The organism is Herbaspirillum sp. AP02 (genome assembly GCF_015767275.1).
Lineage (GTDB): Bacteria > Pseudomonadota > Gammaproteobacteria > Burkholderiales > Burkholderiaceae_D > Herbaspirillum.
On sequence record NZ_JADWMY010000018.1, the window covers coordinates 55,329 to 67,001 of the forward strand.

Sequence of the window (11,673 nt, forward strand, 5' to 3'; positions counted from 1 at the left end):
GGGCGATCTTCAGCCCAGCGCGTTGAAGCGCTGCGCCAGCCGCTGCTGGCGAAAATGTTCGACCACGAAATCGACGAAGACCCGGGTCTTGGCCGGCAACAGCCGTGCCGCCGTGAAATACAGCGACAGCATGCCGGTATCGACGTACCAGTCCGGCAATACCCGCACCAGGGTGCCGCGATCCAGGTAGATCAGGGCATGTGGCATCGAGACCAGGGTGATGCCCAGACCGGCCTCGGCCACCTCGCAGGCGGCGTTGGCGTCGCTCATGGTCATCCGCTGTTGCAAGGTCACCGGCGCCTGTTGGCCATGGCGGTCGCGCAGCGAGAACGGGCGGATGCGCCCGGTCTGCGGCGAGCGGATCAGCACGCCGGCATGGTCAGCCAGATCGGCCGGCGAGCGCAGCGCCGGGTGCGCTTCCAGATAGGCCGGTGAGGCCAGCAATACCCGGTGCGCCGGTGCCAGTTCGCGCGCCACCACCCCGGGCGAGAGTTCGGTACCGCCGGCAATGGCGGCATCGAATCCTTCCGTGATCAGGTCCACCGGGCGATTCTCGAAATGCCAGTCCGGCTGGATGCCCGGATAGCGACCCAGAAATTCCCCCAGCAAGGGCAGGATGTACTGGCGCCCGAACCCCGTTCCCATGCTGACCTTGAGCGTGCCGGCCGGCTGCCCGCCGGCGCTGGCCAGGTTGGCCACGGCGCTGCGGATGGCCTGCAGTCCGCCGGCCACCTCCTGCAGGAAGCGCTCGCCTGCTTCGGTCAGCGACAGCTTGCGAGTGCTGCGGTGGAACAGGCGCACCCCCAATGAAGACTCCAGCCGGGCCACGTTCTTGCCGACCGCGGCCGACGTCAGCCCTAGCTGGCGGGCTGCCGCCGAAAAGCTGCCGGCATGGGCCGCAGCGACGAAGCATTCGATGCTGGTCATGGTTTCCATGGGGTCGATTCTAAACCATTGGTTTAAAAAGAAGATAGTGATTGCCAGCTAGTCGCAACATAATTAAACGCCGATACTTGCTTCAACCCAGACGCAAACAGCACGGCGCCAACGGGTTCAACCCTACGCAATCACTTACGCATCTATCCAAGGAGCAAGATCATGAGCAAGCAAATCACTACGACTTCCCACAACACCCTGGTGTCCAAGGTTGCCTTCGTCCAGGGCGGTTCGCGCGGCATCGGCGCGGCCATCGTGCAGCGTCTGGCGGCCGAAGGCGCCACCGTCGCCTTCACCTACGTCAGCTCGCCGGACAAGGCGCAGGCCCTGGTCAGCAGCGTGGAAGCCGCCGGTGGCCGCGCCCTGGCCATCCAGGCCGACAGCTCGGACGCGACCGCGCTGCAGCAAGCCATTCGCCTGGCTGCAGAAACCTTCGGTCGTCTCGATATCCTGGTGAACAATGCCGGTGTGCTGGCCATGGGTCCGATCGACCAATTCAAGCTGGAAGACCTGGATCGAACCCTGGCCGTGAACGTGCGCAGCGTCTTCGTCGCCACCCAGGAAGCTACTCGCTACATGGGCGACGGCGGTCGCGTCATCAGCATCGGCAGCACCAATGCCGAGCGCATGCCCTTCGCCGGCGGCGCCGTGTATGCGATGAGCAAGTCGGCCCTGGTGGGCTTGACCAAGGGTCTGGCGCGCGATCTGGGTCCGCGTGGCATCACCGTCAACAACGTGCAGCCCGGTCCGGTCGATACCGACATGAACCCGGCCAGCGGTGACTTCGCTGCCGTCATGACCGGCCTGATGGCCCTGCCGCGCTACGGCAAGGCCGAGGAAATCGCCAGCTTCGTGGCCTATCTCGCCGGTCCGGAATCGGGTTACATCACCGGCGCCAACCTGACCATCGACGGCGGTTTCGCAGCCTGATCCGGCTCTCGCCCGGGAGCAAAAAAAACCTCGCACCGGTGTGCACCGGGCGAGGTTTTTCCTGCACGCGAAGATCAGTTCAGGCGAACAGTCGTGCCAGCTCGACGCCCGGTTCCGGCGCCCGCATGAAGGCTTCGCCGACCAGGAAGGCGTGGACGTCGGCGTCGCGCATGCGCTTGACGTCGTCCGGGGTCGCGATGGCCGACTCGGTGACCACCAGTTTCTCCGGCGGGATGCGCGGCAGCAGGCCCAGCGTGGTATCGAGCGTGGTCTCAAAGGTGCGCAGGTTGCGGTTGTTGATGCCCAGCAGGCGGGTCTTGAGCTTGAGTGCCGCATCCAGCTCGGCGCTGTCATGCACTTCCACCAGTACGCTCATGCCCAGCTCGTGGGCGCAGGCTTCCATGTCGGCCATCAGGCCGTGGTCCAGGGCGGCCACGATCAGCAGGATGGCATCGGCGCCCCAGGAGCGGGCCTGGTAGATCTGGTAGTGGTCGACCATGAAATCCTTGCGCAGGACCGGCAGCGCGCAGGCGGCGCGGGCCTGCTTGAGATAGTCGGGCGCCCCCTGGAAGAACTGCTCGTCGGTCAGGACCGACAGGCAGGCCGCGCCGTGGGTGGCATAGCTGACGGCGATCTCGGCCGGCTTGAAATCGGGGCGGATCACGCCCTTGGAGGGGGAGGCCTTCTTGACCTCGGCAATCACGCCGGCCTGGCCGTTGGCGATCTTGTCGCGCAGGCTGGCCTCGAAGTTGCGCAGTTCGGAGCGCAGTTCGCTGTCGGTTTCGACGTCGCGGCGCAGGCTGGCCAGGTCGCGCTGCTTTTGCGCGATGCGGATTTCCTCGGCCTTGACGTCGAGGATCTTGTTGAGGATGTCGGACATGGGCTTCCTTGTCGGATTAGTGTTTGCCGCCAAGCTGGCGCGTGACTTGCACGAACTGGTCCAGCTTGGCGCGGGCGGCGCCGGAGGCGATGGTGGCGCGCGCGGTGGCCAGGCCATCGGCAATCGAGGGGGCCACGCCGGCTGCATACAGGGCGGTGGCGGCATTGATCAGTACGATGTCGTGCACCGGACCGGGTTGCCCGCGCAGGGCTTCGAAGATTTTCTCCTTGGACTCGGTCGAGTTTGCCACCTGCAGGTTGCGGCTGGCGAACATGGACAGACCGTAGTCTTCCGGGTGGATTTCATATTCGCGGATCTCGCCATTGACCAGCTCGCCCACCATGGTGGCACCGCCCAGGGTGACTTCGTCGAGGTTGTCGCGACCCCAGACCACGATGGCGTGCTGCGCGCCCAGGCGCTGCAGCACGCGCACCTGGATACCGACCAGGTCGGCATGGAATACGCCCATCAGGATATTGGGGGCGCCGGCCGGATTGGTCAGCGGGCCCAGGATGTTGAAGATGGTGCGCACGCCCAGCTCCTTGCGCACCGGGGCGGCGTGCTTCATGGCGGCGTGGTGATTGGGAGCGAACATGAAGCCGATGCCGCTCTGGGCGATCGATTGCGCCACCTGTTCCGGCTGCAGGTTGATGTCCGCGCCCAGGGCTTCGAGCACGTCGGCGCTGCCTGAGGAGGAGGACACGCTGCGCCCGCCGTGCTTGGCTACGCGTGCGCCGGCGGCTGCGGCCACGAACATGGAAGCGGTGGAGATGTTGAAGGTATGCGCGCCGTCGCCGCCGGTGCCGACGATGTCGAGCAGGCCGGTGGTGTCGGCCATCGGCACCTTGGTGGCGAATTCGCGCATGACCTGCGCGGCGGCGGCGATCTCGCCGATGCTTTCCTTTTTCACGCGCAGGCCCATGGTGAGGGCGGCGATCATGACCGGCGACATCTCGCCGCCCATGATCTGGCGGAACAGGGTCAGCATTTCGTCGTGGAAGATTTCGCGGTGTTCGATACAGCGCAACAGCGCTTCTTGCGGGGTGATAGGCATGTCTGGTCTCTTTTTGGTGTTGTGGTCCCGGCGCGGCCTCAGCCGTGGGCGCTGCCGGTCAGGAAGTTCTTGAGCAGGGCATGGCCGTGCTCGGAGAGGATGGACTCGGGGTGGAACTGCACGCCTTGCAGATCGAACTGCTTGTGGCGTACGCCCATGATCTCGCCGTCGTCGGTCCAGGCGGTCACTTCCAGGCAGTCCGGCAGCGTGGCGCGTTCGATGGCCAGCGAGTGGTAGCGGATCACGGTGTAGGGCGAGGGCAGGTCCTTGAAGACGCCCACGCCGGTATGGGCGATTTTCGATGTCTTGCCATGCATGACCTGCTTGGCGCGCACGATGTTGCCGCCGAAGGCTTCGCCGATGGCCTGGTGGCCGAGGCAGACACCCAGGATGGGCAGCTTGCCCGAGAATTCCTTCAACAGGTCTACGCAGATGCCGGCTTCCTTGGGGCTGCAGGGGCCGGGGGAGAGGCAGATGCGCTCGGGATTGAGCTGCTTGATGTCATCCAGCGTGATCTCGTCATTGCGGATGGTCAGCACCTCCTCGCCGAGTTCGCCGAAGTATTGCACCAGGTTGTAGGTGAAGGAGTCGTAGTTGTCGATCATCAGCAGCATTTAGATTTCTCCGTCCAGGCCATCTTGCACTTGTTCAGCGGCACGCAATACGGCGCGCGCCTTGTTTTCGGTTTCTTCCCATTCCATTTCCGGCACCGAGTCGGCCACGATGCCGGCGGCGGCTTGCACGTACAGCGTGCCATCCTTGATGACACCGGTACGGATGGCGATGGCCACGTCCATCTCGCCGCCGAAGGAGAGATAGCCGCAGGCGCCGCCGTAGATGCCGCGCTTGCTGGGTTCGAGCTCGTCGATGATTTCCATGGCCCGTACCTTGGGCGCGCCCGACAGGGTGCCGGCGGGGAAGGTGGCCTTGAGCACATCCAGGTTGGACATGCCGGGCTTGAGGATGCCTTCGACGTTGGAGACAATGTGCTGCACGTGGGAGTATTTTTCGATCACCATCTGGTCGGTGACCTTGACGCTGCCGGTGGTGGCGATGCGGCCGATGTCGTTGCGGGCCAGATCGATCAGCATGACGTGCTCGGCGATTTCCTTGGGATCGGACAGCAATTCGCGGGCCAGCTGTTCGTCGCGTTCGATGGTGGAACCGCGCGGGCGGGTGCCGGCCAGCGGGCGGATGGTGATCTTCTTCTGGCCTTCGCCGATGGATTCGTTGCGCACCAGGATTTCCGGCGAGGCGCCGACGATCTGCATGTCGCCGAAGTTGTAGAAGTACATGTAGGGCGAGGGGTTCAGCGAACGCAGCGCGCGGTACAGCATCAGCGGCGAATCGACGTAGGACTTCTTCAGGCGCTGGCCGATCTGCACCTGCATCAGGTCGCCGGCCATCACGTATTCCTTGGCGCGGGCCACGGCCTTGAGATATTCATCCTTGGGGAATTCGCGGATGGTCTCGGTGCGCACCGAACCGGTGGTGACCGGTGCGTCGGCCGGGCGGCGCAGCATGGCGCGCAGGTCGCGCAGGCGTTGGCGGCCGCGGGAGAAGGCTTCCGGTTGGGTAGGATCGGCGTAGACGATCAGGTAGAGCTTGCCGGAGAGGTTGTCGATGACCGCCAGTTCTTCGGTCAGCAGCAGCTGGATGTCGGGCAGGCCCAGGGTATCGGGCGGGGCGCTGTCTTCCAGGCGCTTTTCGATGTAGCGCACGGCGTCGTAGCCGAAGTAGCCGGCCAGGCCGCCGCAGAAGCGCGGCATGCCGGGGCGGATGGCGACCTTGAAGCGGGACTGGTATTCGGAAATGAATTCCAGCGCATTGCCTTCGGCGGTCTCGATGACCACGTCATTCTTCAGGACCTCGATCTGCTTGCCGCTGCAGCGGATCTTGGTGGAGGCGGGCAGGCCGATGAAGGAGTAGCGGCCAAAGCGCTCGCCACCCACGACAGACTCCAGCAGGAAGGTGTTCTTGCCAGTGTTGTGGCTCTGGGCCAGCTTGAGATAGAGCGTCAGCGGGGTTTCCAGGTCGGCGAAGGCTTCGGCGATCAGGGGGATGCGGTTGTAGCCTTCGGTGGCCAGCGATTTGAATTCGAGTTCGGTCATGTTTCACTCCAGACCGCCATTGTAGGGTACGCAGCGCTGGCCACCGGGCGGCGCGCAGGCGCAATGAGCGCGATGCACACGAAGCACGTGGACAGGTGCGGACTCTCGTCAGCGGTGTCGTTGTTTGAATTGCGGGAAATGCAGGGGATGCGGTACTACAACAAACGACCCGGCGCGCAGGTGCGGCCAGGTCCAGGCGTCAATCACTGAGCCTGGAATTGCCAGCGTCGCCACAGCCAGGCCTCAGGGGCGGCTGTAGTTTGTGCGGTACGTTTGTTGTTGCGAAACATGGATGTGGGGTCGCGGTTCGATCTTTGGTCTATCGACCGGTGGCTGACAGGGTGTCAATCCACCGAGATTTGCTGCGCTGCTTCTACAAGCGTCGAAACTATACCATCCGAATCGACGTCGTGTATAGGTTCACCGTGGTTGTATCCATACGGAACATTCAGGACACGGCATCCCGCTGCACGGGCGGCCTGGGCGTCATTGCTGGAGTCGCCGATGGCGACCACCTGGGCCGGGGCCAGGGCGAAATCCTCGCACACCTGCAACAGCGGCATGGGGTCGGGCTTCTTGCGGGGGAAGGAGTCGCCACCATAGACGATCTCGAAGAAGCCGGAGAGGCCCTTCTTTTCCAGCAGCGGCACGGCGAAGGCCAGCGGCTTGTTGGTCACGCAGGCCAGGCGCAGGCCTTTCTCGCGCATGGCCTGCAGGCCTTCGAGCACGCCCGGGTAGAGCGCGGAATAGTCACCGTTGATGGCCAGGTAGTGCTCGGTATAGGCATCCAGTGCCTGCTGGAAGTATTGCGCCGCTTCGTCTTCGGGATAGTCCACGGCCAGTACCCGGCGGATCAGGTTTTCCGTTCCCTTGCCGACGAAGTTGACGATGGTTTCCTGCGACAGGGGCGTCAGGCCCAACTCCGCACGCATGCGGTTGACTGCGACATGGAAGTCGGCTGCGGTGTCCAGCATGGTGCCGTCGAGGTCGATGATGGCGGCTTTGATGTTGGTCAGCTTGCTCATGTGCGCGGGAAACCTCGTGGTCGGTTCGTCAATGGATGGCGGGTTGGGGCAAAGGCAGAAGGGGCGGGCTCAGACCTGCGCCAGTTCGGCGCGCATGGCGTCGATCACGGCCTTGTAGTCGGGCTTGCCGAAGATGGCGGAACCGGCCACGAAGGTGTCGGCGCCGGCACGGGCGGCGGCGGCGATGTTCTCGACCTTGATGCCGCCATCGACTTCCAGCAGGATGTCGCGGCCGGATTCATCGATGCGGCGGCGCACTTCGGCGATCTTCTTCAGCGCTTCGGGAATGAAGGACTGGCCACCGAACCCGGGGTTCACCGACATGATCAGGACCATGTCCAGCTTGTCCATGACGTGATCCAGATAGTGCAGTGGCGTGCCGGGGTTGAACACCAGGCCGGCCTTGCAGCCGTTGTCTCGGATCAGTTGCAGCGAGCGGTCGATGTGCTCGGAGGCTTCCGGGTGGAAGGTGATCAGGTTGGCGCCGGCCTTGGCGAAGTCGGGGATGATGCGGTCCACCGGCTTGACCATCAGATGAACGTCGATGGGGACCTGTACGTGCGGGCGGATCGCTTCGCACACCAGCGGGCCGATGGTCAGGTTGGGCACGTAATGGTTGTCCATCACGTCGAAGTGGATGAAATCGGCGCCGGCGGCGACGACATTGCGCACTTCTTCACCCAGGCGGGCGAAATCGGCGGACAGGATGCTGGGGGCGATACGATAGGTCGGCATGGCTGTAAAGAAAGGATGGCTGAATCGACGGCGGCCCCGGCGCTGCGCTGAGGCGGCAAAGCTGCTATTTTACCCTGTCGCCGGGCGCTGACGCGCTGACGGAACGTTGCGGCTTGCGCTGCGTGACGAATTCGTGTGCAATCGGGGATGGTCGCTGCGAGTTTTCTTCATGCCCGGCCCGACATAACGACAACACAGGAAAAATCCCATGGCAGCGTACGAGTTCACGGTGACGGTCAAGACCCAGTACCTGGAGGAACAATCCGATCCATCGCGTTCGCACTACGTGTTCGCCTATGCGATCACCATCGCCAACACCGGCACCGTGCCGGCCCAGCTGATCTCGCGCCATTGGGTGATCACCGATGCCAACAACCATGTCGAGGAAGTGCGCGGGCTGGGTGTGGTAGGCCATCAGCCCTTCCTGCAACCGGGCGAACAGTTCGAATACACCAGCGGTACCTCGCTCAAGACGCCACAGGGCAGCATGCACGGTGAATACTTCTGCGTGGCCGAGGATGGCGAACAGTTCGACGCCCGGATTCCCGAGTTCGTCCTGTCCCTTCCGCGCACGCTCCACTGAAATGAAGGTTTTGGAGTCGGCCAGCGGATTTTTCAGCGCTGGTCGCTGTCTGTCGTCTCTCGTGCCTGCTGCTGTGCCTGCCGTTGCCGGGTGACGGGTCTGCCGTTCTTCTCCTTGCGGCCCGAGAACATGGTCCACCAGACGATGAAGACCAGCAGGAAAAAGGCGGCGCAGGCCTCCAGGATCAACCACAACATGAATTTGTCTCCGATGTCATTGAATCGTTTGAATCGCTTGAATCACCCCTTCAGCCTCGCCTCGCTCAGGCGCCTCAGTGTACCCGCATTGGCCGTCTCGGTCGCCGTCCTGCTGGCGGCCTGCCAGACGACGCCGTTGACTACGCCGCCGGTGAGCCAGCCGCCGGCCAAGCCGACCGCCCAGCCGGGCCCGGCCATGCGCGCCACCACCTTCTCGCAATTGCCGGGTTGGAGCAACGACGACCTGCGCGAGGCCTGGCCGGCCTTGCAGTCTTCCTGCTCGGTGTTGATCCGCAAGCCGGAGTGGCGCGCCGCCTGCGGTGCGGCCCAGCAGGTCAATGCCGGCGACCTGGGTTTCCTGCGCCAGTATTTCGAGACCTATTTCACGCCTTACCAGCTGTTCAACCCGGACGGGACCGATACCGGTCTGGTCACCGGTTATTACGAGCCGCTGCTGCGTGGCTCACGCCGTCGTGCCGGGCCTTACCAGACGCCGTTGTACCAGGCGCCGGACGACCTGCTGACCATCGACATGGCCAGCGTCTATCCGGAATTGAAGAACCTGCGCCTGCGCGGCAAGGTGGTGGGGCGCAAGGTAGTGCCCTATCCCACCCGTGCAGAGTTGATGCAGGGTAATAATCTTGCGGGCAAGGAGATCGTCTGGGTGGACGACCCGGTGGAGGCCTTCTTCCTGCAGGTGCAGGGTTCCGGCCGGGTCTATCTGCCTGAATCGCGCGAGACCATTCGCCTGGCCTATGCTGACCAGAATGGCCGCCCCTACAAATCCATAGGCCGCTACCTGGTGGACAAGGGTGAAATGGAGTTGTCCCAGGCGTCGGCGCAGAACATCAAGGCCTGGGTCCAGGCCAATCCGGCGCGCAAGGAAGAGTTGCTCAATGCCAATCCCAGCTATGTCTTCTTCAAGGAAGAAAAGTTGCCCGATCCGTCCAAGGGGCCGAAGGGCGCCCAGGGTATCCCGCTGACGCCGCAGCGCTCGATCGCGATTGATCCGCAGCACGTCCCGCTGGGCGCGCCGGTCTTCCTGGCGACGACCCTTCCCAATAGCGATAGGCCGCTGCAGCGTCTGGTGGTGGCGCAGGATACCGGTGGTGCCATTCGTGGCGTGGTGCGGGCAGACTACTTCTGGGGCTTTGGCGACGAAGCAGAGGACCGTGCCGGCTCGATGAAGCAGCGCGGGATGATGTGGGTGCTGCTGCCCAAGGGGATGAATCCACCGGGTGGCAACTGATCGGTTGTTTTCCTCCCGGCAATGAAAAGGCCTGGTCCAGAGATGGACCAGGCCTTTTTCGTTGAAGCGGAGGGTCAGCGCAGTACCAGCACCGGAATGGTGGAGTGAGCCAGCACCTTCTGGGTCTTGCTGCCGAGGAACATGCGCGAGAGCCCGCTGCGACCGTGCGAGGCCATGAAGATGGCGTCGCAGCCGTGAAGCTGGGCGGCCTTGATGATTTCCTCATCCGGGTTGAAGGACATCACGATCTCGGTCTGGCATGGCACGCCGGCTGTAGCAGCAGCATCGGCGATCTTCTTGATGTGCTGGTTGGCCAGGGTCTTGACGTTTTCCTCGTACAGGGCAGGATCAATGGCCATCGAGCTTTCGGCCAGTGGAGAGAAAGGATACGGTTCCGCGACCGAGATGCCGATGAGACGGGCGCCGCAATGCTTGGCGTAATCCACGGCGGTGGCGATGGCCTTGTCCGAACGTTCGGAGCCGTCGGTGGGCACGAGTATGGTCTTGAACATGTTGGCCTCCTGGTCGATGAAGTTGGTTTCACGTGTGACGTCGGTTAGATGACTCCAATATAGTCTGGTGCCGCCTTGCCCGCATGAAATTATCGGCAGTCATTGCGCCAGGTCGGACTTCCTCATTATTTTTGGCTTATTCTTGCACCTCGCCGTACCGGGTTTGCGCCACGTCCGGGCGGTTCCCCGACTCATCCATAAGAAGGAGACCTACATGAGCTACGAAAACATTCTGGTCGAGACCCACGGCCAGGTTGGCCTGATCCGCCTGAACCGCCCCAAGGCGCTCAACGCACTGAGCGATGGCCTGATGATCGAACTGGGCGAGGCCCTGCTGGCATTCGATGCCCAGGACGAAATCGGATGCCTCGTCGTCACCGGCAGCGAGAAGGCCTTTGCTGCCGGCGCCGATATCAGCGTGATGGCGGGCTATGACTATATGGACGTCTTCAACGGGGAATTCATCACCCGTAACTGGGAAACTCTGCGCCGCATCCGCAAGCCGGTCATTGCGGCAGTGGCCGGCTACGCCCTGGGCGGCGGTTGTGAGCTGGCAATGATGTGCGACTTCATCATTGCCGCCGACAATGCCAAGTTCGGTCAGCCTGAAATCAAGCTGGGCATCATCCCTGGTGCCGGCGGCACGCAGCGTCTGCCTCGTGCCGTTTCCAAGGCCAAGGCCATGGACATGGCGCTGACGGCGCGCATGATGGATGCGCAGGAAGCCGAGCGCGCCGGGCTGGTATCGCGCATCGTCCCTGCGGACAAGCTGATGGAGGAGGCGATGGCGGCGGCGGTGGCCATTACCGAGATGCCGCGCCAGGTGGCCATGATGGTGAAGGATTCCGTCAATCGCGCCTTTGAGAGCAACCTCGCCGATGGCATCAGGTATGAGCGCGCGCTCTTCTATAGTTGCTTTGCGACGGAAGACCAGAAGGAGGGCATGAAGGCCTTCCTGGAAAAGCGGCCGGCGGTCTTCAAGAACGCCTGAATATGAGAGAGGAAATGGCCGCCCGCGAGGGTGGCCATTTTTGTTTGTATGGTTTCTGTTTTTGGGTTTGGGTCTCAAAGCCATACCGGGCGCGGGTTTGCGTGGCGTCGGTAGCGGCGGCCTTCAGGCCAGGCTAAATTATTTTCGAATATTTTAGAAAAAGGGCTTGCGTGGTGTTGGGTGGGTTGCTATAGTTCGCCCCCTGCTGACGCGACACACGAAGCGAAGTTGAAAAACAGAGCGACGAAGGTGGGCGAGGCAGGTGAGTAGTGAAGCAGGTTGAAGGGCGTTTTAAATGGAAGTCGTCGAGCAGTAGCAAAAGCGAAGACGAAAAAATTTAAAGCGAATCGCAAAAAAGTAGTTGACGCGATGAACTAACTGCTACATAATCTCGTTTCTCTGCTGCTGACGAACACAACGATTCGCAGCGATGCAAACAGCGCCAAGCGCGTTTGATGCAGATGATCTTT

The 11,673-nt window shown here is 62.8% G+C and carries 13 protein-coding genes; 4 read left to right on the forward strand and 9 right to left on the reverse strand.

Features of this window, described 5'->3' with window-relative positions:
• Positions 1-9 precede the first annotated feature (9 nt).
• A complete protein-coding gene (locus I5R65_RS23720) occupies positions 10-936 on the reverse strand; it encodes a LysR family transcriptional regulator (RefSeq protein ID WP_180670970.1) in 927 nt (308 codons plus the stop codon).
• Positions 937-1,098: 162 nt separating this feature from the next.
• Between I5R65_RS23720 and I5R65_RS23725 the strand changes: the two genes are divergently transcribed.
• On the forward strand, positions 1,099-1,866 hold the full coding sequence (locus I5R65_RS23725; RefSeq protein ID WP_180670969.1) for a 3-oxoacyl-ACP reductase family protein: 768 nt from the start codon (positions 1,099-1,101) through the stop codon (positions 1,864-1,866).
• A gap of 79 nt (positions 1,867-1,945) precedes the next feature.
• On the opposite strand, the gene trpC is transcribed toward I5R65_RS23725, so the two are convergent.
• The 6 genes from trpC to rpe form a co-directional block, all read right to left on the reverse strand.
• Positions 1,946-2,746, reverse strand: coding sequence for an indole-3-glycerol phosphate synthase TrpC (trpC, locus tag I5R65_RS23730; protein WP_180670968.1), 801 nt, complete (start codon positions 2,744-2,746; stop codon positions 1,946-1,948).
• Between the two features lie 16 nt (positions 2,747-2,762).
• Entirely contained in the window at positions 2,763-3,800 is a 1,038-nt protein-coding gene (trpD, locus tag I5R65_RS23735; protein ID WP_180670967.1) for an anthranilate phosphoribosyltransferase, read from the reverse strand.
• A gap of 38 nt (positions 3,801-3,838) precedes the next feature.
• Complete coding sequence (locus I5R65_RS23740) at positions 3,839-4,414, reverse strand: aminodeoxychorismate/anthranilate synthase component II (protein ID WP_180670966.1); 576 nt, start codon at positions 4,412-4,414, stop codon at positions 3,839-3,841.
• On the reverse strand, positions 4,415-5,911 hold the full coding sequence (trpE, locus tag I5R65_RS23745) for an anthranilate synthase component I (protein WP_180670965.1): 1,497 nt from the start codon (positions 5,909-5,911) through the stop codon (positions 4,415-4,417).
• 344 nt (positions 5,912-6,255) lie between these two features.
• Complete coding sequence (locus I5R65_RS23750) at positions 6,256-6,936, reverse strand: phosphoglycolate phosphatase (RefSeq protein ID WP_180670964.1); 681 nt, start codon at positions 6,934-6,936, stop codon at positions 6,256-6,258.
• Positions 6,937-7,005: 69 nt separating this feature from the next.
• Positions 7,006-7,671 carry a ribulose-phosphate 3-epimerase gene (gene rpe / locus I5R65_RS23755; RefSeq protein WP_006465098.1) on the reverse strand — a complete coding sequence of 222 codons (666 nt, stop codon included), beginning with the start codon at positions 7,669-7,671 and terminating at the stop codon, positions 7,006-7,008.
• A gap of 208 nt (positions 7,672-7,879) precedes the next feature.
• Here rpe and apaG point away from each other — a divergent pair, with 208 nt between their 5' ends.
• On the forward strand, positions 7,880-8,254 hold the full coding sequence (apaG, locus tag I5R65_RS23760; protein ID WP_006465097.1) for a Co2+/Mg2+ efflux protein ApaG: 375 nt from the start codon (positions 7,880-7,882) through the stop codon (positions 8,252-8,254).
• Between the two features lie 32 nt (positions 8,255-8,286).
• On the opposite strand, the gene I5R65_RS23765 is transcribed toward apaG, so the two are convergent.
• Entirely contained in the window at positions 8,287-8,451 is a 165-nt protein-coding gene (locus I5R65_RS23765; protein WP_180670963.1) for a hypothetical protein, read from the reverse strand.
• Between I5R65_RS23765 and I5R65_RS23770 the strand changes: the two genes are divergently transcribed.
• Positions 8,450-9,700 (forward strand): murein transglycosylase A, encoded by a 1,251-nt coding sequence (locus I5R65_RS23770; RefSeq protein WP_180670962.1) that lies wholly within the window; start codon positions 8,450-8,452, stop codon positions 9,698-9,700. The two genes, I5R65_RS23765 and I5R65_RS23770, sit on opposite strands and share 2 nt — an antisense overlap.
• Positions 9,701-9,774: 74 nt before the next feature.
• Here I5R65_RS23770 and I5R65_RS23775 read toward each other — a convergent pair whose 3' ends face one another.
• On the reverse strand, positions 9,775-10,212 hold the full coding sequence (locus I5R65_RS23775) for a universal stress protein (RefSeq protein ID WP_180670961.1): 438 nt from the start codon (positions 10,210-10,212) through the stop codon (positions 9,775-9,777).
• Between the two features lie 214 nt (positions 10,213-10,426).
• Between I5R65_RS23775 and I5R65_RS23780 the strand changes: the two genes are divergently transcribed.
• Complete coding sequence (locus I5R65_RS23780; RefSeq protein WP_180670960.1) at positions 10,427-11,203, forward strand: enoyl-CoA hydratase; 777 nt, start codon at positions 10,427-10,429, stop codon at positions 11,201-11,203.
• Positions 11,204-11,673: the final 470 nt, after the last annotated feature.